General features: G+C 67.9%; 19 protein-coding genes and 1 tRNA gene. 11 read left to right on the top strand and 9 right to left on the bottom strand.

Annotated elements, in window-relative coordinates; translation table 11 throughout:
* Nucleotides 1–136: 136 nt before the first annotated feature.
* Both trxB and trxA read left to right on the top strand, forming a co-directional pair.
* A complete protein-coding gene (gene trxB, locus G3I77_RS12440) occupies nt 137–1,105 on the top strand; it encodes a thioredoxin-disulfide reductase (protein WP_248503118.1) in 969 nt (322 codons plus the stop codon).
* A 44-nt stretch (nt 1,106–1,149) separates the two neighbouring features.
* On the top strand, nt 1,150–1,482 hold the full coding sequence (gene trxA, locus G3I77_RS12435) for a thioredoxin (RefSeq protein WP_103545205.1): 333 nt from the start codon (nt 1,150–1,152) through the stop codon (nt 1,480–1,482).
* 89 nt (nt 1,483–1,571) lie between these two features.
* On the opposite strand, the gene G3I77_RS12430 is transcribed toward trxA, so the two are convergent.
* The 9 genes from G3I77_RS12430 to rpmH form a co-directional block, all read right to left on the bottom strand.
* Nucleotides 1,572–2,189, bottom strand: coding sequence for a GNAT family N-acetyltransferase (locus G3I77_RS12430; RefSeq protein ID WP_248503117.1), 618 nt, complete (start codon nt 2,187–2,189; stop codon nt 1,572–1,574).
* Between the two features lie 325 nt (nt 2,190–2,514).
* Nucleotides 2,515–3,612 (bottom strand): ParB/RepB/Spo0J family partition protein, encoded by a 1,098-nt coding sequence (locus G3I77_RS12425; RefSeq protein WP_248503116.1) that lies wholly within the window; start codon nt 3,610–3,612, stop codon nt 2,515–2,517.
* Complete coding sequence (locus G3I77_RS12420; protein WP_282572876.1) at nt 3,609–4,685, bottom strand: ParA family protein; 1,077 nt, start codon at nt 4,683–4,685, stop codon at nt 3,609–3,611. Before G3I77_RS12420 ends, G3I77_RS12425 begins: the two co-directional genes overlap by 4 nt.
* A 289-nt stretch (nt 4,686–4,974) precedes the next feature.
* Nucleotides 4,975–5,691 (bottom strand): 16S rRNA (guanine(527)-N(7))-methyltransferase RsmG, encoded by a 717-nt coding sequence (gene rsmG / locus G3I77_RS12415; RefSeq protein WP_248503115.1) that lies wholly within the window; start codon nt 5,689–5,691, stop codon nt 4,975–4,977.
* Between the two features lie 124 nt (nt 5,692–5,815).
* Nucleotides 5,816–6,328: a R3H domain-containing nucleic acid-binding protein gene (locus G3I77_RS12410; protein ID WP_053670147.1), complete on the bottom strand. Its 513-nt coding sequence runs from the start codon at nt 6,326–6,328 to the stop codon at nt 5,816–5,818.
* Between the two features lie 15 nt (nt 6,329–6,343).
* The gene (yidC, locus tag G3I77_RS12405; protein WP_248503113.1) at nt 6,344–7,633 is read right to left on the bottom strand and encodes a membrane protein insertase YidC; all 1,290 of its coding nucleotides are present in this window, start codon (nt 7,631–7,633) and stop codon (nt 6,344–6,346) included.
* A gap of 3 nt (nt 7,634–7,636) precedes the next feature.
* On the bottom strand, nt 7,637–8,011 hold the full coding sequence (gene yidD, locus G3I77_RS12400) for a membrane protein insertion efficiency factor YidD (RefSeq protein WP_248503111.1): 375 nt from the start codon (nt 8,009–8,011) through the stop codon (nt 7,637–7,639).
* The gene (rnpA, locus tag G3I77_RS12395) at nt 8,008–8,379 is read right to left on the bottom strand and encodes a ribonuclease P protein component (protein ID WP_248503110.1); all 372 of its coding nucleotides are present in this window, start codon (nt 8,377–8,379) and stop codon (nt 8,008–8,010) included. The genes yidD and rnpA overlap by 4 nt, the downstream gene beginning before the upstream one ends.
* Before the next feature lie 21 nt (nt 8,380–8,400).
* The gene (gene rpmH, locus G3I77_RS12390; RefSeq protein WP_005482975.1) at nt 8,401–8,538 is read right to left on the bottom strand and encodes a 50S ribosomal protein L34; all 138 of its coding nucleotides are present in this window, start codon (nt 8,536–8,538) and stop codon (nt 8,401–8,403) included.
* Between the two features lie 374 nt (nt 8,539–8,912).
* Here rpmH and dnaA point away from each other — a divergent pair, with 374 nt between their 5' ends.
* The 9 genes from dnaA to G3I77_RS12345 all read left to right on the top strand — a co-directional run bounded on the left by dnaA (nt 8,913) and on the right by G3I77_RS12345 (nt 22,046).
* Entirely contained in the window at nt 8,913–11,000 is a 2,088-nt protein-coding gene (gene dnaA / locus G3I77_RS12385) for a chromosomal replication initiator protein DnaA (protein ID WP_308311379.1), read from the top strand.
* Nucleotides 11,001–11,989: 989 nt separating this feature from the next.
* Nucleotides 11,990–13,120 carry a DNA polymerase III subunit beta gene (gene dnaN / locus G3I77_RS12380; RefSeq protein ID WP_248503108.1) on the top strand — a complete coding sequence of 377 codons (1,131 nt, stop codon included), beginning with the start codon at nt 11,990–11,992 and terminating at the stop codon, nt 13,118–13,120.
* Between the two features lie 208 nt (nt 13,121–13,328).
* Nucleotides 13,329–14,204 carry a phosphogluconate dehydrogenase (NAD(+)-dependent, decarboxylating) gene (gene gnd / locus G3I77_RS12375; protein ID WP_248503107.1) on the top strand — a complete coding sequence of 292 codons (876 nt, stop codon included), beginning with the start codon at nt 13,329–13,331 and terminating at the stop codon, nt 14,202–14,204.
* A gap of 73 nt (nt 14,205–14,277) precedes the next feature.
* The gene (gene recF, locus G3I77_RS12370; RefSeq protein WP_248503106.1) at nt 14,278–15,399 is read left to right on the top strand and encodes a DNA replication/repair protein RecF; all 1,122 of its coding nucleotides are present in this window, start codon (nt 14,278–14,280) and stop codon (nt 15,397–15,399) included.
* Nucleotides 15,396–15,932 (top strand): DUF721 domain-containing protein, encoded by a 537-nt coding sequence (locus G3I77_RS12365; RefSeq protein ID WP_248503104.1) that lies wholly within the window; start codon nt 15,396–15,398, stop codon nt 15,930–15,932. The genes recF and G3I77_RS12365 overlap by 4 nt, the downstream gene beginning before the upstream one ends.
* A gap of 431 nt (nt 15,933–16,363) precedes the next feature.
* Nucleotides 16,364–18,424 carry a DNA topoisomerase (ATP-hydrolyzing) subunit B gene (gene gyrB / locus G3I77_RS12360; RefSeq protein WP_248503102.1) on the top strand — a complete coding sequence of 687 codons (2,061 nt, stop codon included), beginning with the start codon at nt 16,364–16,366 and terminating at the stop codon, nt 18,422–18,424.
* Between the two features lie 42 nt (nt 18,425–18,466).
* Nucleotides 18,467–21,061, top strand: a complete 2,595-nt coding sequence (gene gyrA, locus G3I77_RS12355; protein ID WP_248503099.1) for a DNA gyrase subunit A — start codon at nt 18,467–18,469, stop codon at nt 21,059–21,061.
* A gap of 19 nt (nt 21,062–21,080) precedes the next feature.
* Nucleotides 21,081–21,872: a DUF3566 domain-containing protein gene (locus G3I77_RS12350; protein WP_248503096.1), complete on the top strand. Its 792-nt coding sequence runs from the start codon at nt 21,081–21,083 to the stop codon at nt 21,870–21,872.
* A 97-nt stretch (nt 21,873–21,969) separates the two neighbouring features.
* Nucleotides 21,970–22,046: transfer RNA gene (locus G3I77_RS12345), tRNA-Ile, on the top strand.
* Nucleotides 22,047–22,096 lie beyond the last annotated feature (50 nt).

Here is a 22,096-nt window from a genome sequence, read left to right as displayed (position 1 = left end):
GGGGCTTGGTGCCGCTTCTTCGTGTGCCCGGACACAGTGGGAATGCGCGCCCCTTAGGATCCGTTGGGTGGGGTGAGAGCTCCGAGAGGAGCTCCCACCGGTCGAACGACGCAGTCCAGAGACGAGGAATCCAGCCGTGAGCGACGTCCGTAACGTGATCATCATCGGCTCCGGGCCCGCCGGCTACACGGCGGCGCTCTACACCGCGCGCGCGTCGCTGAAGCCACTGGTGTTCGAGGGCGCCGTCACCGCGGGTGGTGCGCTCATGAACACCACCGACGTCGAGAATTTCCCGGGCTTCCAGGACGGCATCATGGGCCCCGAGCTCATGGACAACATGCGCGCCCAGTCGGAGCGCTTCGGAGCAGAGCTCGTCCCGGACGACATCGTGAACGTCGACCTGAGCGGTGAGATCAAGACCGTCACGGACACGGCCGGTACGGTGCACCGGGCGAAGGCCGTCATCGTCGCCACCGGCTCTCAGCACCGCAAGCTCGGTCTGCCGAACGAGGACGCCCTCTCGGGCCGTGGCGTGTCCTGGTGCGCCACCTGTGACGGGTTCTTCTTCAAGGACCAGGACATCGCCGTGATCGGTGGCGGTGACACCGCGATGGAGGAGGCCACCTTCCTCTCGCGGTTCGCCAAGTCCGTGACCGTCGTCCACCGCCGTGACACCCTGCGCGCCTCCAAGGCCATGCAGGAGCGTGCCTTCGCCGACCCGAAGATCTCGTTCGTGTGGGACAGCGAGGTCGCCGAGATCCAGGGCGACCCGAAGCTCTCGGGTCTGAAGCTGCGCAACCTCAAGACCGGTGAGATCTCGGACCTGCCGGTGACCGGACTGTTCATCGCCATCGGCCACGACCCGCGCACCGAGCTCTTCAAGGGCCAGCTCGACCTGGACGCAGAGGGCTACCTGAAGGTGGACGCGCCGTCGACGCGCACGAACCTGACCGGTGTCTTCGGCGCCGGCGATGTGGTCGACCACACCTACCGTCAGGCGATCACCGCAGCCGGGACCGGCTGCTCCGCAGCTCTCGACGCCGAGCGCTACCTCGCCGCCCTGGCGGACGAGGAGCAGCCCGAGCCCGAGAAGACCTCCGTCTGATCTTCCCTACCCGCCCCACGCACCAACCAGTTAAGGAGCCCGCCGTGGCCGGCACCCTGAAGAATGTGACCGACGACTCCTTCGAACAGGACGTCCTCAAGAGCGACAAGCCTGTTCTGGTGGACTTCTGGGCCGCCTGGTGCGGTCCGTGCCGCCAGATCGCGCCGTCCCTCGAGGCGATCGCCTCCGAGTACGGCGACAAGATCGAGGTCGTCAAGCTGAACATCGACGAGAACCCGGGTACGGCCGCCAAGTACGGCGTCATGTCCATCCCGACCCTGAACGTCTACCAGGGCGGCGAGGTCGCCAAGACCATCGTGGGTGCGAAGCCGAAGGCCGCGATCGTTCGCGACCTCGAGGACTTCATCGCCGAGTGAGTCGGCTGCACCGCCGCACCGGCAGTGCATGTTTCACGTGAAACACGAATGGGCCAACCCCTCCGGGTTGGCCCATTCGTTTGACTGCCCTACAGCGGTCGCAGCGCCGGCTCCTTCTGCACGGCTCCCAAGAGCCGATCCAAAGCCATCTCGACGTCTTCCTTCCAGGAGAGCGTCGACCTCAGTTCCAGCCTCAGCCGGGGATGGGTGGGGTGCTGGCGCACCGTCTTGAAGCCCACCGCCAGTAGATGATCGGCGGGCAGCACACAAGCGGGTTCCTTCCAGCGCGCGTCTCCGAAGGCCTCGATCGCCTTGAAGCCGCGCCGCAGCAGATCCTTGGCGACCGTCTGAACCATCACCCGGCCCAGTCCCTGCCCCTGGTAGCCGGGCACGATGAACGCGGTCATCAGCTGTACCGCGTCAGGTGAGACAGGACTCGTGGGAAACGCCGTGGAGCGGGGGACATAGGCGGGTGGGGCGTACAACACGTAGCCGACCGGCACGTCGTCGACGTACACGACCCGCCCGCAGGATCCCCAGTCCAGCAGAACCGCTGAGATCCAGGCTTCCTTCTCCGGGGCGGATGTGCCCGCCTTTACCGCGGCCTCACCGCTGACTGGGTCGAGTTCCCAGAAGACACACGAGCGACAACGCTTGGGAAGGTCCTGGAGGTTGTCCAGCGTGAGCGGTACGAGCCGGCGGCCCATGAAGGCTGATCCTCGCTTCCTTCGCCCGCCGCCGCGTCGCGGGCGGCTGTCAGAGCGCTCCGTTCCCTGAGGAGGCTGCCGATGAACCCACCGACCGCTCCCAGCCCCAAACCGGCGCTCACCAGTCCGGTGCGGCTCATGGTTCGCATGGCCCCTGCCTCCCTCTCAGAGGTGCTGCCGAGTGGTTGCGCCGTACCCGAAACGCATCGTATCCACGATGCGATTCCATCGATACCGCCAGAAAGGAAAGAGCGGGCCATGTTCCGGCACACACCGGACACGGCCCGCTCTGTCTCCTGCCCAGCAGAGGACCCTTGCCGGAGGCTCAGGACTCGCTGTCCTCGGAGTCGCCCTCCAGAAGGCTGTTCTGCAGGACCGGCCCCTCGCCAGGAGCGAGTGAGCCGAGGATCCGCTCCAGGTCCTCCATCGAGGCGAACTCGACGGTGATCTTGCCCTTCTTCTGACCCAGGTCGACCTTCACCCGCGTCTCGAAGCGGTCCGACAGCCGCGTGGCGAGGTCGGACAGCGCAGGAGAGACCCGGGCACCGGCGCGCGGCCCCTTCGGCTTCTGAGCCTTCTGGGGCCGCGACCCCATCAGGGTCACGATCTCCTCGACGGCCCGCACCGAAAGACCCTCGGCCACGATGCGGTGGGCCAGCCGGTCCTGCTCCTCCGAGTCCTCCACGGAGAGCAGCGCCCGTGCGTGACCGGCGGAGAGCACCCCGGCGGCGACCCGGCGCTGCACGGCCGGCGAGAGCTTCAGCAGACGCAGGGTATTGGAGACCTGAGGGCGCGAGCGGCCGATGCGGTCCGCCAGCTGGTCATGCGTGCAGCTGAAGTCCCTCAGCAGCTGGTCGTAGGCGGCTGCCTCTTCCAGCGGGTTCAGCTGAGCGCGGTGCAGGTTCTCCAGCAGAGCGTCCAGGAGGAGTTTCTCGTCCTCCGTGGCCCGCACGATCGCCGGGATCGCCTCCAGCCCTGCCTCGCGGCAGGCCCGCCAGCGCCGCTCGCCCATGATGAGCTCGTAGCGGGCGGGACCCACCTGCCGTACGACGACCGGCTGGAGGAGCCCCACTTCCTTGATGGAAGTGATGAGCTCGGACAGCGCGTCCTCGTCGAAGACCTCACGCGGCTGGCGCGGGTTCGGCGTGATGGAGTCGAGAGGGATCTCGGCAAAGTGCGCACCGATCGGCGCCGCCGGCGTGGCGGGAGCACTCGGCTGAGCCGGCTCCTCTGTTTCACGTGAAACAGTCGGCAGGGTCGCTACCTTCGCGGCGGCCACCCCACGATCGTTCGGCAGCGCCGGCACTGCCGCGGGGGATGGGGAAGCAGCGTTCGCCGCAGCCTGGGCCACCGACTTCTCCGTCGGTGCCGCAGGGATCAGTGCGCCGAGACCACGGCCCAGCCCCCTCCGTCGCTCGCTCACTGGATGCCCTCCACCATGCTCGGGTCGTTCTGCTGTACGCCGATATGGGCGTGCGTCGCGTCATAGCTGATGCCGACGCCCTTCAGCGCGATCTCTCGTGCCGCCTCAAGATAGGAGAGGGCACCACTCGAACCAGGATCGTAAGTCAGTACCGTCTGCCCGTAACTCGGCGCCTCCGAGATACGGACGGAACGGGGGATGCTGGTCCGCAGTACCTCGTCACCGAAGTGAGTGCGCACCTCTTCCGCGACCTGGGACGCAAGGCGCGTCCGGCCGTCGTACATGGTGAGCAGGATGGTCGACACATGCAGGGCGGGGTTGAGGTGCCCCCGCACCAGGTCGACGTTGCGCAGCAGCTGCCCGAGGCCTTCCAGCGCGTAGTACTCGCACTGAATGGGGATCAGGACCTCCTGGCCTGCCACGAGCGCATTGACCGTCAGGAGACCGAGTGAGGGCGGGCAGTCGATGAGGATGTAGTCCAGCGGCTGCTCGTACGCCTGGATCGCGCGCTGCAGCCTGCTCTCCCGTGCCACCAGGGACACCAGCTCGATCTCCGCACCGGCGAGATCGATCGTGGCGGGGGCACAGAAGAGGCCCTCGACATCGGGGACCGGCTGGACGACCTCGGAGAGAGGCCTGCTCTCCACCAACACGTCGTAGATGGACGGGACTTCGGCGTGATGGTCGATACCCAGCGCAGTGGACGCATTGCCCTGTGGGTCGAGATCGACCACCAGGACCCGGCCACCGTGCAGCGCCAGTGATGCGGCAAGGTTGACGGTCGTCGTCGTCTTGCCCACACCGCCCTTCTGGTTGGCGACCACGATGATTCGGGTCTGCTCGGGCCGTGGCAAGCCCTCACCGGCACGACCCAGAGCCTCCACCGCCAGTTGGGCAGCACGACCGATGGGAGTGTCGTCCATCGGAGGCGGTGTTTCACGTGAAACATCCGCCCCCATCGACTCGGTACGGGGACCGGGGACCGGATCGGTCATCGGTCCCGCGATGTTGGCGTCGGACCGCAAGGATTCACTCTCCTCGACTTCAGGCTCGCAATGAACAGAGCCTCCCATGTCTTCGGGGTCATGAACCAGTGAGGCCTGGCGTTCTGTGGAGAAATCCACCTCTGTGGATACCTCAGGTCCCTCATCGAGTGAACCAAGAGGCTTTCGGTCGCGGGGTTCGGCCGCGGCGCGGCCACGACTGATGATGCCGTGCAGCAGTGAGCGACGTTTCACGTGAAACACGATGCACAGCAGCCATGGCCGGACTGTCGCGACACTCCGGCATGCATAGGTTTGGCAGCTTGTGTGGAGTACGTCTCGTCGTCAGGACGGATCAGTGCCGTCAGGACGGATCAGCTCAGCGCCGACGGCGCGTCCGCCCCGTGCGAGCCGCCTTGGCGCGCTTCGCGGCGAAGCGCACACCGCCGGGGCTCTCCCCGACCTCGACCCGTACAACGGTGGACATCGGGTCCACGACGCCCTCACCCACATGCAGGATGGATGTCTCCACCGCACCCAGCTTACTGAGCGCCGCCGACGCGGCCTTCAGCTCCTCCTCGGCGGTGTCGCCCTTGAGCGCGAGCATCTCTCCGTACGGCCGCAGCAGGGGAATGCCCCAGGTGGCGAGCCGGTCGAGCGGCGCGACGGCGCGGGCCGTCACCACATGGACGGGCTGGATCTTCCCCATGACCTCCTCGGCCCGGCCGCGCACGACAGTCACATGATCGAGGCCGAGCAGCTCCACGACCTCGGAGAGGAAGTTGGTGCGCCGTAGCAGCGGCTCCAGGAGCGTGATCTTCAGGTCGGTGCGGACCAGCGCCAGCGGAATGCCGGGAAGACCGGCACCCGAGCCGACATCGCACACCGTCACGTTGTCGGGCACGACCTCCGAGAGCACCGCGCAGTTCAGCAGGTGCCGCTCCCACAGGCGGGGCACCTCACGCGGGCCGATGAGACCGCGCTGCACGCCCGCCTCAGCGAGCAGCTCGGCGTACCGCACCGCATCCGCGAAGCGTTCACCGAACACCTCGCGCGCTTGCTCGGGCGCGGGGGGAAGCTCCGCTGCCTCCGTCACGGGGACCGTCCTTCCGTACCGCGTCAGCGCACCCGGCGCCGACACCAGAACCACCAGAACTATCAGGCTGACAAAGTTCGGCCCCGCCTGCGCAACAGACGGGGCCGGGGAACGTAGGGGCCGATCAGGCGGGCAGCACGACGACGAAGCGCTGCGGCTCCTCGCCCTCGGACTCGCTGCGCAGGCCCGCGGCCTTGACCGCGTCGTGCACAACCTTGCGCTCGAAGGGCGTCATCGGCTTCAGCTTCACGGCCTCACCGCTGCTCTTGGCCTCCGCGGCTGCCTTCGCGCCCAGCTCGGACAGCTCGGAGCGCTTCTGTGCCCGGTACCCCGCGATGTCGAGCATCAGACGGCTGCGGTCACCGGTCTCCCGGTGCACGGCCAGACGGGTGAGCTCCTGGAGCGCCTCCAGCACCTCGCCATCACGGCCGACCAGCTTCTGCAGGTCACGGCCGCCCGTGTCGCTGATGATCGAGACGGAGGCGCGGTCGGCCTCGACGTCCATGTCGATATCGCCGTCGAGGTCGGCGATGTCGAGCAGACCCTCCAGGTAGTCCGCCGCGATCTCGCCTTCCTGCTCCAGGCGAGTCAGGGTGTCTGCACCCTCGGCAGCGGCGGAGGTGGTGCCTTCCGTCACGGGATGGACTCCTTCTTACTTCTTGGACGGGGACTTGGGCCGCTGCGGACCCTTGCGCTGTCCGGACTGGGCCTTGCTGCGGGTACCGCCGGCGGGCTTCGCGCCGCCCTTCTTGTCGGCGGCGGCGGGCTTGGCGTCCTCGGGCTCGTCGGACTTGGTCAGCGACGTCTTCGGCTCGCTCTCGCCGGCCGCCTTCGCGCCGGTGCTGCCGCCGTGCTGCCGCTGCGACTTGCTCTGCCGCTTGGGCTGCTGGCGCTTGGGGGTACCGGCGGCGGTGATCGGCGTACCGTCCTCGGCCTGGGCTGCGGCTGCGGTGTCGCTCTTGATCACGGTGCCGTCGGCCTGGGCGGCGAGACCGGCCTTGCTCAGGCCGTTGATGAACTTGCGCTCGAACTCGTTGCGGTCGCGGCCCTTGGCGACGATCGCCTTGACGATGGCGCGGTCGCGGCGCTTGCTGACCTTGTCGTGCTGCGTGACGTACTTGGTCAGTCGGTCGAGGTACGAGGCCTGGGCCTTGGAACCCGGGGTCGGGTTGTTGTGGATGACGTACATCTGCTGGCCCATGGTCCACACGTTGGTGGTCAGCCAGTAGACGAGGACACCGACCGGGAAGTTGATGCCGAAGACGGCGAACATGACCGGGAAGACGTACATCAGCATCTTCTGCTGCTGCATGAACGGCGTCTTCACCGTGGTGTCGACGTTCTTCGTCATCAGCTGGCGCTGGGTGAAGAACTGCGACGCCGACATCAGGACGATCATGATGGCGGTGACCACGCGGACGTCGGTGAGGGAGGCACCGAGTGCTTCCACCTTCGACGAGCTGTCGGTGAACTTCGCCGCCAGCGGCGCACCGACGATGTGTGCCTTCTGCGCGCTCTGCAGCAGGTTGTCGTTGATGACGCCGATGGTGTCGTTCGACGCGATGCTGTTGAGCACGTGGTACAGGGCGAAGAAGAACGGGGACTGCGCCAGGATGGGAAGGCACGAGGAGAGCGGGTTGGTGCCCGTCTCCTTGTACAGCTTCATCATCTCTTCGGACTGACGCTGCTTGTCGTTCTTGTAGCGCTCCTGGATCTTCTTCATCTCGGGCTGCAGCGTCTGCATGGCCCGGGTCGCCTTGATCTGCTTCACGAAGAGCGGGATCAGGCAGATACGGATCAGGATCACCAGGGACACGATCGACAGGCCCCAGGCCCAGCCGGTATCAGGGCCGAAGAGGGCGCCGTACACCGAGTGGAACTGGACGATGACCCAGGAGACGGGTGTGGTGATAAAGCTGAAGAGGCTGGCAATCGTGTCCACTAATCATGCTCCTTGGGCATGGGACGGTGTCTCTGCGGCCGGGCTCGAAGGACTCGACGGACTTGTGGGAGAAGCCTGTCCCTCGGTGGCCGGTCCGGCGGCGGAGGGCCCGCCCTTGCGTGCACGCCACGCGATACGCAGCGTTTCGTGCCACCGCGGGCGCTTGCGCGGCGGGACATGATCCACACCGCCCAGCGACCACGGATTGCACCGCAGGATGCGCCAGGCCGTGAGTGCTGTTCCCTTGATGGCACCATGCCGGTCGATGGCCGTGTAGCCGTAGTGGGAGCACGACGGGTAGTACTTGCAGACCGGCCCCAGCAATGGACTGATCGTCCACTGGTAGAGCTTGATCAGAGCCAGCAGCGGGTACTTCATCGCGCGCCCCCTCCCAGCAACCGCTGGAGAGCGGCATCCAGGTCTCGGGCCAGCTGTGCATGGTCGGCGTCGCCCGATCCGGGCAATGCTCGTACGACTACCAGGCTACCGGGGGGCAGCTGGGCGACTCGCTCGCGCATCAGGTGGCGAAGCCTGCGCTTCACCTTGTTGCGCACGACCGCGCCACCCACTGCTTTGCTCACGACGAAACCCGCACGCGTCAGGGGAGCGCTCTCCCCAGGCGCATGCGGGTCCGTGGCACCGCTTCGGAGGTGGACGACGAGGTGCGGGCGTCCTGCCCGACGGCCTCGTCGTACCGCGGTCGCGAAGTCCTCGCGCCGCCTCAGCCGGTTCTCGGTGGGCAGCACGGTGTCATGACCTGATCGGGATCAGGCGGACAGGCTGGCGCGACCCTTGCTGCGACGGTTCGCGAGAATCGCGCGACCGGCACGGGTACGCATCCGCAGGCGGAAGCCGTGGGTCTTCGCGCGGCGACGGTTGTTCGGCTGGAAGGTGCGCTTGCTCACTCGGGGGCTCCAGAAGAATTCGGTAGTTGCGGGGTGCCGTCCTGGCTGTCACCGTGCGCCCACGAGTAGCTCGCAGTTACGCCCGAGTGCACCGCTGACCGATCACCCAAATGATCTGTGCCCATCGGAGGCAGGCGGCAGCAGCCATCGACAACTCGACCTGGTTACGGTACGCGCGGCTACGCCATCCGGTCAAACCAGGAGTCGCCGGGAGACACTTGTCCACAGGCTGGGGACAACAACTTGAACCGTACCGGCCGCCCTGACTACCGTGACGGAACTCCGATTCGTTCCCTTATCCCTGCCCCACCCGATTTACATCCCTAGCCGTCCCAGAACCACACGTTCGTGGGACCTGTGAGAGAGCGTGCCCTGTGGCTGACGTACCTGCCGATCTTGCCGCAGTGTGGCCACGCGTATTGGAGCAGCTCCTCGGGGAGGGCCGCGGTCAAGGAGTGGAAGGGAAGGACGAGCACTGGATCCGGCGCTGCCAGCCGCTCGCGCTGGTCGCGGACACCGCCCTGCTCGCCGTACCGAACGAATTCGCGAAAGGCGTACTCGAGGGCCGGCTGGCGCCGATCGTCAGCGAGACGCTGAGCCGCGAGTGCGGCCGCCCGATCCGGATCGCGATCACCGTCGACGACTCCGCGGGTGAGCCCCCCGCCCCGCCGGCGCCCCCGTCCCGCCCCCAGCAGCGCTACGAGGAGCCCGAGCTTCCGGCCGCGCGCCAGGACCGTGACGGATACGACCGTCCCGAGCGTGACGGATACGACCGCCCGGAGCGCGACGCCTATGACCGCCAGGACCGCGACGGGTACGAGGGGTACGGCCGCCACCGGGCCGACCAGCTGCCCGGCCCGGCCGGCGACCAGCATCCGCCTACGCGCGCAGATCAACTTCCCACGGCCCGTCCCGCGTACCCGTCCGAGTACCAGCGCCCCGAGCCCGGCGCCTGGCCGCGGCCGGCACAGCAGGACGAGTACGGCTGGCAGCAGCAGCGCCTCGGCTTTCCCGAGCGTGACCCGTACGCGTCACCCGGGCAGGACGCGTACGGCTCCCGGGACTCCTACAACCCGCAGGACGCATACGGCTCCGGCTCGCAGGACACCTACGGATCCCACGGCTCCCAGGACGCTTACGGGTCCAAGGACTCCTACGGCCCGCCCTCCCAGGACGCCTACGGCTCCCCCTCGCAGGACTACCGCCCGCAGCCCACGGAGCGCCCCTCCTACGAGCAGCAGCGCTCCGACTACGACACGTCACGCGGCGACTACGACCAGCGCGACGCGGTGCGCCGGGAGCTGCCCGAGCCGCCGGCCGGCTCGGGGCACGTCCACCGGGGCGGCCCGGTCGGCCCGAACCTGCCGACGACCGGTGCGCCCGGCCCGCTGGCCGCGCAGCCCGCGCCGGCGACCGGCCCCGGCGAGCCGACCGCCCGCCTGAATCCGAAGTACCTCTTCGACACGTTCGTCATCGGCGCCTCCAACCGCTTCGCGCACGCGGCCGCGGTCGCTGTGGCCGAGGCACCCGCGAAGGCGTACAACCCCTTGTTCATCTACGGGGAGTCCGGGCTCGGCAAGACGCACCTGCTGCACGCGATCGGGCACTACGCGCGCAGCCTCTACCCGGGCACGCGGGTGCGGTACGTGAGCTCGGAGGAGTTCACCAACGAGTTCATCAACTCCATCCGCGACGGCAAGGGCGACAGCTTCCGCAAGCGGTACCGCGAGATGGACATCCTGCTCGTCGACGACATCCAGTTCCTGGCGGACAAGGAGTCGACGCAGGAGGAGTTCTTCCACACCTTCAACACGCTCCACAACGCCAACAAGCAGATCGTGCTGTCCTCCGACCGGCCGCCGAAGCAGCTGGTGACGCTGGAGGACCGGCTGCGGAACCGTTTCGAGTGGGGTCTGATCACGGACGTCCAGCCGCCCGAGCTGGAGACTCGGATCGCGATCCTCCGCAAGAAGGCGGTGCAGGAGCAGCTGAACGCGCCGCCGGAGGTACTGGAGTTCATCGCGTCCCGGATCTCGCGGAACATCCGTGAGCTGGAGGGCGCGCTGATCCGGGTCACGGCGTTCGCCTCGCTCAACCGGCAGCCGGTGGATCTGGGGCTGACGGAGATCGTTCTGAAGGACCTCATCCCCGGTGGCGACGATTCGGCGCCCGAGATCACGTCGACGGCCATCATGGGCGCGACGGCGGACTACTTCGGGCTGACCGTCGAGGACCTGTGCGGCACCTCGCGCGGCCGCGCCCTGGTCACCGCCCGGCAGATCGCCATGTACCTGTGCCGTGAGCTGACGGACCTGTCGCTGCCGAAGATCGGTGCGCTGTTCGGCGGCCGCGACCACACGACGGTCATGCACGCGGACCGCAAGATCCGCAATCTGATGGCCGAGCGCCGCTCCATCTACAACCAGGTCACGGAGCTGACCAACCGCATCAAGAACGGCTGACGGCGACGGCAGAACGCCACTGAGGGCGCCCGCGGAGGAATCCGGGGGCGCCCTTCTTCTGGTGTGCCTCGGCTTCCGTGGTCCCCGCGGTCGTGGTGTGCGTCGGCTTCTGTGGTCCCCAGGGCCGCTTCCATGACCCGTACGGCCCTGTTTCCGGGCCTCCACGGCGGATCATCGGCCCTCACCCCGGGCACCCGGCCGCACCCCGCTGTTCGATTAATCGCCGGGTTACGGCCTCCCTCCACAGATTCGGGGACTTTCTGCCGTCCACATCCTGGGGACCGGGGAGTTGTCCAGATCGTGTCCACAGCGGCCACTGTTGAAAGACCATCAGGCCAGCTCAGGTGCTTGTGGATTGGTGGACGAAGGATCTCCACAGACTGTGGACGACGGGGTGATCCACAGTCTGTGCACCGAGTTGTCCACCGGCTGCCCACAGGCTGGGGGCGGTTGTCCCCAGCGATCGCCCGCTTCTCCACATGCCTGTCCACTGTTCGGCAACGCGACGCGCCTCCTCACCGGGTCGAGTGAAAGGCGTCACACGAAGGTGCCGGGTTGGCCTGTGGGAAAGGTGGGTAAAGCTGGGGATGGCGTTGGGGAGAACTCGCCTCTCCCTGTGCACGGCGTGTGCAGAACTTTCTGTTCTCCACAGATGCGTCCGGTTGTCCACCGCCTCCGCCCACAGGACCAGTGGATAAAATTCCCGCTCTGAGCTGGGAAAACGAGGTTATCCACGGTATCCACAGGCCCTACTACTACTCCCGACTAGAGAGAGCTGGGAATCCGTTTCGAAGAGGGCCCTGTGCACAACTCGCTCTTCGGTGCCCGGCTGCCCCTCGTCACGACTTGACCCCGAGAGGCACCTACTGTCAGTGCGGTGCGTCAGACTGGTCCCCGGTGTCCTCCCCTCACAGGGACCGTCGACACCGAGACAGACGACGAGGGCCAGGCAGAGCGAGAAGCGCCGGCAACAGCAGGAGGCGGCAACAGTGAAGATCCGGGTGGAACGCGACGTACTCGCGGAGGCAGTGGCCTGGGCGGCACGCAGCCTCCCGGCCCGTCCGCCGGCGCCTGTCCTCGCCGGCTTGCTGCTGAAGGCCGAGGAAGGCCAGCTGAGCCTGTCCAGCTTCGACTACGAGGTCTCCGCCCGTGTGTCGGTGGAGGCCGAGGTCGACGAGGAGGGCACGGTCCTGGTCTCCGGCCGCCTGCTCGCGGACATCTGCCGCGCGCTGCCCAACCGGCCGGTGGAGATTTCCACAGACGGTGTACGGGCGACCGTGGTCTGCGGCTCGTCCCGGTTCACACTCCACACCCTGCCTGTGGAGGAGTACCCGGCCCTGCCCCAGATGCCGAACGCGACGGGCACGGTCCCCGGCGAGGTCTTCGCCTCCGCGGCCGCCCAGGTCGCCATCGCGGCCGGCCGTGACGACACGCTGCCCGTCCTCACCGGTGTGCGCATCGAGATCGAGGGCGACACCGTCACGCTGGCGTCCACCGACCGCTACCGCTTCGCGGTCCGCGAGTTCCTGTGGAAGCCGGAGAACCCGGAGGCCTCCGCGGTCGCCCTGGTGCCCGCCAAGACGCTTCTGGACACCGCCAAGGCCCTCACAAGCGGCGACAGCGTCATCCTGGCGCTGTCCGGCGGGGGCTCGGGCGAGGGCCTGATCGGTTTCGAGGGCGCGGGCCGTCGCACGACCACGCGTCTGCTGGAGGGTGACCTCCCGAAGTACCGCTCGCTGTTCCCGACCGAGTTCAACAGCGTCGCCGTGATCGAGACCGCCCCCTTCGTGGAGGCCGTCAAGCGTGTGGCCCTGGTCGCCGAGCGCAACACCCCGGTGCGGCTCAGCTTCGAGCAGGGCGTGCTGATCCTGGAGGCCGGTTCCAGCGACGACGCACAGGCTGTGGAGCGGGTCGACGCCCAGCTGGAGGGCGACGACGTGTCGATCGCCTTCAACCCGACGTTCCTGCTGGACGGCCTGAGCGCGATCGACTCCCCGGTCGCCCAGCTGTCGTTCACGACGTCCACCAAGCCCGCGCTGCTCAGCGGCAAGCCGGCGCTGGACGCCGAGGCGGACGAGGCCTACAAGTACCTGATCATGCCGGTGCGCCTCAGCGGCTGACCCGGCGCGAAGGCCGGTGACGGGCTGGGGATCATCCGCGGTTGTCCACAGGCTGAGGGCAAACCCGCAGGTGAGGGCGTACGACTGAGCGCGTATGCCCACAGATGTGCGCGAGCGTCCGGGTTTAGGCTCGGGCGCGGGTACGAAAGTGCCTCGCGGTACAGCACGTGCCGCCACGCCACGTCGCAGAACCTAAGGAACACAACTGATGGAGCTCGGTCTCGTCGGCCTCGGCAAGATGGGCGGCAACATGCGCGAGCGGATCCGCCGCGCAGGTCACACCGTCCTCGGATACGACCGCAACCCGGACCTCGCCGATGTCCACAGCCTGGAAGAGCTTGTGGGCAAGCTCAGCGGCCCGCGCGTGATCTGGGTGATGGTCCCGGCCGGTGAGGCCACGCAGACCACGATCGACCGGCTCGCCGAGCTGCTGGAGCCGGGCGACGTCGTCGTGGACGGCGGCAACTCCCGCTGGACCGACGACGAGAGGCACGCCGAGGAGCTGGCGGCCAAGGGCATCGGCTTCGTCGACTGCGGCGTCTCCGGCGGTGTCTGGGGCCTGGAGAACGGCTACGCGCTGATGTACGGCGGCGACAAGGAGAACGTCGCCAAGGTGCAGCCGGTCTTCGACGCCCTCAAGCCGGAGGGCGACGCGGGATCGGTGCACGCCGGCAAGGTCGGCGCGGGCCACTTCGCGAAGATGGTCCACAACGGCATCGAGTACGCGATGATGCAGGCTTACGCCGAGGGCTGGGAGCTTCTGGAGAAGGTCGACTCCGTGACCGATGTCCGGGAGGTCTTCCGCTCCTGGCAGGAGGGCACGGTCATCCGCTCCTGGCTGCTCGACCTCGCGGTCAACGCGCTCGACGAGGACGAGCACCTGGACGAGCTCCGGGGTTATGCACAGGACTCGGGCGAGGGACGCTGGACTGTGGAAGCCGCCATCGACAACGCGGTGCCGCTGCCGGCGATCACCGCGTCGCTGTTCGCGCGGTTCGCCTCCCGCCAGGAGGACTCGCCCCAGATGAAGATGATCGCGGCGCTGCGGAACCAGTTCGGCGGCCACGCGGTCGAGAAGAAGTAGCCCAGCCGAGAAGAAGTAGTCCACAGGGCTGCACCGCAGTCCACAACCGTCCGGGGAGGTCGGCGAAACGACCATGCACGTCACGCATCTGTCGCTGGCCGACTTCCGCTCGTACCCCCGGGTCGAGGTCCCTCTCGACCCCGGGGTGACGGCCTTCGTCGGGCCGAACGGGCAGGGCAAGACCAACCTCGTCGAGGCGGTCGGCTATCTCGCCACCCTCGGCAGCCACCGGGTCTCCTCCGACGCCCCCCTGGTCCGCATGGGCGCCGACCGCGCGATCATCCGGGCCCAGGTCCGGCAGGGCGAACGGCAGCAGCTGGTCGAGCTTGAGCTGAACCCGGGGCGCGCCAACCGGGCCCGGATCAACCGGTCCTCGCAGGTCAGGCCGCGTGACGTGCTGGGGATCGTGCGGACCGTGCTGTTCGCGCCCGAGGATCTCGCGTTGGTCAAGGGCGACCCCGGTGAGCGGCGCCGCTTCCTCGACGAGCTGATCACCGCGCGCTCCCCGCGCATGGCCGGGGTCCGTTCCGACTACGACCGGGTCCTCAAGCAGCGCAACACCCTGCTGAAGTCGGCAGCGCTGGCCCGTCGGCACGGCGGCCGCACCATGGACATGTCCACCCTCGACGTGTGGGACCAGCATCTCGCGCGCGCGGGCGCCGAGTTGCTCGCCCAGCGCCTGGACCTGATCGCCACGATCCAGCCGCTGGCCGACAAGGCCTACGAGCAACTCGCCCCCGGCGGCGGCCCGATCGCGCTGGAGTACAAGCCGTCCGCGCCGGGCGAGGCGCACACCCGCGAGGACCTCTTCGAGCAGCTGATGGCTGCGCTCGCCGGGGCCCGCAGGCAGGAGGTCGAGCGGGGCGTCACGCTGATCGGCCCGCACCGGGACGACCTTCAGCTCAAGCTCGGCCAGCTCCCCGCCAAGGGCTACGCCTCCCACGGCGAGTCGTGGTCCTACGCGCTGGCGCTGCGCCTGGCCTCGTACGACCTGCTCCGAGCAGAGGGCAACGAGCCGGTGCTGGTGCTCGACGACGTCTTCGCCGAGCTGGACACCCGCCGCCGTGAGCGCCTCGCGGAACTGGTCGCGCCCGGCGAGCAGGTCCTGGTGACGGCCGCGGTCGACGACGACGTACCGCATGTGCTGTCCGGGACGCGGTTCGCCGTGTCCGAGGGGACGGTGGAGCGGGTATGACGGAAAACACACCCGGCGGCGCCCCGAAGCAGCCCGAGCCCTCCGGCGTCGACCTCGCGCGCGTGGCGCTGCGCGCCGCCAAGGAAGCCGCACGCGCGCGTGGGGACGCGGCGCAGCAGAAGAAGCAGGCGCGCCGCGGCGGTCTGCGCTCCGGTGCGCGCGCCGACGGGCGCGACCCCATGGCGCTCGGGTCCGCGATCAACCGGCTGATCACCGAACGCGGCTGGGAGGCGCCGGCGGCGGTGGGCGGTGTGATGGGCCGCTGGCCGCAGATCGTCGGCGAGGATGTGGCGAAGCACTGTGAGCCGGAGAGGTACGACGAGGACGAGTGCGTCCTGACCGTGCGCTGCGATTCGACGGCCTGGGCGACGAACCTCCGGCTGCTCGCGCCCACGCTGGTCGCGCGCCTCAACGAGGACCTGGGCCACGGCAGGGTGAAGCTGATCAAGGTGCAGGGCCCCGGTGGCCCCGCCCGGCGCTACGGCCCGCTGCGCGCCCCCGGCAGCACCGGTCCGGGCGACACCTACGGTTGATCGGCACCGGTTTCCCACCCGTTGACAGCACGTGACTGACATCACATCGAGGGCTTCCATCTGCTCGGTCGGAGCGCCGACGGCCCTCCCGTCGTGTGCCCGCACACGGTTGCGAATCGCGACCTGACTCCGAAGTAGCCAAGGGTTGACGGCCGGAAGCGCTGAGTGCCTCTGTGAGCCTCTTGGAGCCCCCATCCGTATATCGGGAGTCGGACAAGACCCGTCGAGGGCGGCACATGCGGACTCAGGTACCGGCAAACCCCCATCAGTGTCAGTGCTACCGGTAGACTGGAAGCAATCCCGCCCCAATCGTGGGGACCGTCCGGGAAAAGCTGAGCAACGCTGATCAAGGCTTACCAACGCAACATGCCGCAGCCGCTCCGGCAACCCGCCGACGAGCCTGGCTAGTGCTGTGCCAGAAAGGGCGCTTCGTGGCCGATTCCGGCAACCCCAACGAGAACATCCCGTCCACCGACGCCGGCGAGAACGTCGCGGTGACTTCGTCGAACGGCGAGGTCACCGCCTCGTACGACGCCAGCGCCATCACCGTCCTCGAGGGCTTGGACGCGGTCCGCAAGCGCCCCGGTATGTACATCGGCTCGACCGGTGAGCGCGGACTTCACCACCTTGTGCAAGAGGTCGTCGACAACTCCGTCGACGAGGCGCTGGCCGGGCATGCGGACACCATCGACGTGACGATCCTCGCCGACGGCGGCGTGCGGGTCGTCGACAACGGCCGTGGCATCCCGGTCGGCATCGTCCCCTCCGAGGGCAAGCCGGCCGTCGAGGTCGTGCTGACGGTGCTGCACGCGGGCGGAAAGTTCGGCGGCGGCGGCTACGCGGTCTCCGGTGGTCTGCACGGCGTGGGTGTCTCCGTCGTGAACGCCCTGTCGACCAAGGTGTCCGTCGAGATCAAGACCGACGGCTACCGCTGGACCCAGGACTACAAGTTGGGCGTCCCGACGGCCCCGCTTGCCCAGCACGAGGCCACGGACGAGCACGGCACCACGGTCACCTTCTGGGCCGACCCGGACATCTTCGAGACCACGCACTATTCCTTCGAGACGCTGTCGCGGCGTTTCCAGGAGATGGCGTTCCTCAACAAGGGCCTGCGGATCAACCTCACCGACGAGCGCGAGTCGGCGAAGGCCACGGCCGGGGCGGACGAGGCGGGCGAGGACGAGAAGCACGAGGTCAAGGCCGTCTCGTACCACTACGAGGGCGGCATCGTCGACTTCGTGAAGTACCTCAACTCCCGCAAGGGCGAGGCGGTGCATCCCACCGTCATCGACCTGGAGGCCGAGGACAAGGACAAGCACCTGTCCCTCGAGGTCGCCATGCAGTGGAACGGCGGCTACAGCGAGGGGGTGTACTCCTTCGCCAACATCATCCACACGCACGAGGGCGGTACGCACGAAGAGGGCTTCCGCGCCGCGCTGACCTCGCTGATCAACAAGTACGCGCGCGACAAGAGGCTGCTGCGCGAGAAGGACGACAACCTCACGGGCGACGACATCCGCGAGGGTCTGACGGCGATCATCTCGGTCAAGCTGAGTGAGCCCCAGTTCGAGGGCCAGACCAAGACCAAGCTGGGCAACACCGAGGTCAAGACCTTCGTGCAGAGGGTCGTCTACGAGCACCTCGCGGACTGGCTGGACAGGAACCCGAACGAGGCCGCGGACATCATCCGCAAGGGCATCCAGGCGGCCACCGCGCGCGTGGCGGCCCGCAAGGCCCGTGACCTCACCCGCCGCAAGGGGCTGCTGGAGACCGCGTCCCTGCCGGGCAAGCTCTCCGACTGCCAGTCGAACGATCCCGCCAAGTGCGAGATCTTCATCGTCGAGGGTGACTCCGCCGGCGGCTCGGCCAAGTCCGGCCGCAACCCGCAGTACCAGGCGATCCTCCCGATCCGCGGCAAGATCCTCAACGTCGAGAAGGCGCGGATCGACAAGATCCTGCAGAACCAGGAGATCCAGGCGCTGATCTCGGCCTTCGGCACCGGAGTCCACGAGGACTTCGACATCGAGAAGCTGCGCTATCACAAGATCATCCTGATGGCTGACGCCGACGTCGACGGCCAGCACATCAACACCCTGCTGCTGACCTTCCTGTTCCGCTTCATGCGGCCCCTGGTCGAGGCCGGGCACGTGTACCTCTCCCGCCCGCCGCTCTACAAGATCAAGTGGGGCAAGGACGACTTCGAGTACGCGTACTCCGACCGCGAGCGCGACGCCCTGATCGAGATGGGCCGCAACGCGGGCAAGCGCATCAAGGACGACTCGGTGCAGCGCTTCAAGGGTCTCGGTGAGATGAACGCCGAGGAACTGCGCATCACGACCATGGACCAGGAGCACCGCGTCCTCGGCCAGGTCACCCTCGACGACGCCGCCCAGGCCGACGACCTGTTCTCGGTCCTCATGGGCGAGGACGTCGAGGCCCGCCGCGCGTTCATCCAGCGCAACGCCAAGGACGTCCGCTTCCTCGACATCTGAGTCGGTCTCAGCTGACCGCACCAGGAAGGATCTTCACCAGCAATGACCGACGAGAACACTCCCGTGACGACGCCCGAGGGTGACGCCCTGGCCATGCGCGTCGAGCCTGTCGGGCTCGAGACGGAGATGCAGCGCTCGTATCTCGACTACGCGATGTCCGTCATCGTCTCGCGTGCGCTGCCGGACGTCCGTGACGGCCTCAAGCCCGTCCACCGCCGCGTGCTGTACGCCATGTACGACGGCGGTTACCGCCCCGAGCGCGGTTTCTACAAGTGCGCTCGCGTCGTCGGCGACGTCATGGGCAACTACCACCCGCACGGCGACTCCTCGATCTACGACGCGCTGGTCCGCCTCGCGCAGCCGTGGTCGATGCGCATGCCGCTCGTGGACTCCAACGGCAACTTCGGCTCCCCGGGCAACGACCCGGCCGCGGCCATGCGGTACACCGAGTGCAAGATGGCGCCGCTGTCGATGGAGATGGTCCGCGACATCGACGAGGAGACCGTCGACTTCACGGACAACTACGACGGCCGCTCCCAGGAGCCGACCGTCCTGCCGGCCCGCTTCCCGAACCTGCTGATCAACGGTTCGGCCGGTATCGCGGTCGGCATGGCCACCAACATCCCGCCGCACAACCTGCGCGAGGTCGCGGCCGGCGCCCAGTGGTACCTGGAGAACCCCGAGGCCTCCCACGAGGAGCTGCTGGACGCGCTGATCGAGCGCATCAAGGGCCCGGACTTCCCGACCGGCGCGCTCGTCGTCGGCCGCCGGGGCATCGAGGAGGCGTACCGCACCGGCCGCGGCTCCATCACCATGCGCGCGGTCGTCGAGGTCGAGGAGATCCAGAACCGCCAGTGCCTGGTGGTCACGGAGCTGCCGTACCAGACCAACCCCGACAACCTCGCGCAGAAGATCGCCGACCTGGTGAAGGACGGCAAGATCGGCGGCATCGCGGACGTCCGGGACGAGAGCAGCTCCCGCACGGGCCAGCGTCTCGTCATCGTCCTGAAGCGGGACGCGGTCGCCAAGGTCGTCCTGAACAACCTCTACAAGCACACCGACCTGCAGACCAACTTCGGCGCCAACATGCTGGCGCTGGTGGACGGCGTGCCGCGCACCCTCTCGCTCGACGCGTTCATCCGCCACTGGGTGACGCACCAGATCGAGGTCATCGTCCGCCGTACGCGCTTCAGGCTGCGCAAGGCCGAGGAGCGGGCGCACATCCTGCGCGGCCTGCTGAAGGCCCTGGACGCCATCGACGAGGTCATCGCGCTGATCCGGCGCAGCGACACCGTCGAGATCGCCCGCGGCGGCCTGATGAGCCTCCTGGAGATCGACGAGATCCAGGCCAACGCCATCCTCGAGATGCAGCTGCGCCGACTGGCCGCCCTGGAGCGCCAGAAGATCGTCCAGGAGCACGACGAGCTCCAGGCGAAGATCAACGAGTACAACGAGATCCTGGCCTCCCCGGTCCGTCAGCGGGGCATCGTCAGCGCCGAACTGGCCGCGATCGTCGAGAAGTTCGGCGACGACCGCAAGACGACGCTGATCCCCTACGAGGGCGACATGTCCATCGAGGACCTGATCGCCGAGGAGGACATCGTCGTCACGGTCACCCGGGGCGGCTACATCAAGCGCACCAAGACCGACGACTACCGCGCCCAGAAGCGCGGCGGCAAGGGCGTGCGCGGCACGAAGCTCAAGGAAGACGACATCGTCGACCACTTCTTCGTGTCCACGACGCACCACTGGCTGCTGTTCTTCACCAACAAGGGCCGCGTCTACCGCGTCAAGGGCTACGAGCTGCCCGACGCCGGCCGGGACGCGCGCGGTCAGCACGTGGCGAACCTGCTCGCCTTCCAGCCGGACGAGGCGATCGCCGAGATCCTGGCGATCCGCGACTACGAGGCGGTTCCCTACCTCGTGCTCGCCACCAAGGCCGGACTTGTGAAGAAGACGCCTCTGAAGGATTACGATTCGCCCCGTTCCGGCGGTGTGATCGCGATCAACCTGCGTGAGGGTCAGGACGGTTCGGACGACGAACTGATCGGAGCCGAACTGGTCTCGGCGGACGACGATCTGCTTCTGATCAGCAAGAAGGCACAGTCGATCAGGTTCACGGCCTCGGACGACACACTCCGGCCCATGGGCCGTGCCACCTCGGGTGTCAAGGGCATGAGCTTCCGCGAGGGAGACGAGCTGCTCTCGATGAATGTTGTTCGACCCGGTACGTTCGTGTTCACTGCCACAGACGGCGGGTACGCGAAGCGGACCAACGTCGACGAGTACCGCGTCCAGGGTCGCGGCGGCCTCGGCATCAAGGCCGCCAAGATCGTCGAGGACCGCGGATCCCTCGTCGGCGCGCTGGTGGTCGAGGAGACCGACGAGATCCTCGCCATCACGCTGTCGGGCGGTGTGATTCGTACGCGAGTCAACGAGATCAGGGAAACCGGCCGTGACACCATGGGCGTCCAACTGATCAATCTGGGCAAGCGCGATGCCGTCGTGGGCATCGCTCGCAACGCCGAGGCGGGACGCGAGGCGGAGGAGGTCGACGGCGATGTGGTCGTCGACGAGACCGCCGAGGGTGCCGCTGTCACCGGCACGGACGAGGGTGAGGCGCCCTCGTCCGAGTAGGCACGAGGAGTGAGTCAGCGTGAGCGGAGCCACGGGCGCCGGACCGAGCGGTACCTCGAGGGGTACGGACACGGACGACGGCGGCCGTGGCTCCGCCGCGCGTGCGGCGGACCCGCACACGACCAACCTGAAGGCGATCAAGTCCCCGACCAAGGACGCGCCCTCGCATGACTCCCAGGGGGGAAGAGTGACGGACACCCGAGGTCCGCAGACCCAGCACAAGGCCGGCGCGGGCCCGGCCGCCTCCGGCGCGCAGCCGCAGTCGGCCGCGCAGGAGCCGGGCACGGCCTCGCCCCTGCCCGGGGATCGGCAGGCGCAGCAGCCGGCCGGGCCGTACCACCCGCCGCAGGCCTACCCGGCGCAGCAGCAGGCGGCGGCCGGGGCGGGCGACGGTACCGGTGCCGTACGGCGTCCGCGCACGGGGGCGCGCACCACGCCCCGCGTCCGCAAGGCGCGGCTGCGGGTGGCGAAGGCCGACCCGTGGTCGGTGATGAAGGTCAGCTTCCTGCTCTCCATCGCCCTGGGCATCTGCACGATCGTCGCGTCCGCCGTGCTGTGGATGGTCATGGACGCGATGGGTGTCTTCTCGACGGTCGGCGGCACGATCTCCGAGGCCACCGGCTCGAACGAGTCCAACGGCTTCGACCTGCAGGCCTTCCTGTCGCTGCCCAACGTCCTGCTGTTCGCGTCGATCATCGCGGTCATCGACGTCGTCCTGGCGACCGCCCTCGCGACGCTCGGCGCGTTCATCTACAACCTGTCCGCGGGCTTCGTGGGCGGCGTGGAGCTGACGCTCGCCGAGGACGAGTAACGTCCTTTGACGTTGTCCCGACAACCGATTTTGGGACTGCCCATGTCGTGCGCTAATCTTCAGGAGTCAGCGCGCGGGACACACCGCAGAGCGCGGCGGGGCTATAGCTCAGTTGGTTAGAGCGCATCCCTGATAAGGATGAGGCCACAGGTTCAAATCCTGTTAGCCCCACCAGCGAAAAGACCCCCAGTCGGTAGCGGCTGGGGGTCTTTGACATCCATGGC

The sequence above is a fragment of the Streptomyces sp. D2-8 genome, assembly GCF_023184515.1.
Lineage (GTDB): Bacteria > Actinomycetota > Actinomycetes > Streptomycetales > Streptomycetaceae > Streptomyces.
The sequence above is the reverse complement of the archived record's forward strand: the minus strand, read 5'-3'. Positions and strand labels throughout refer to the sequence as shown.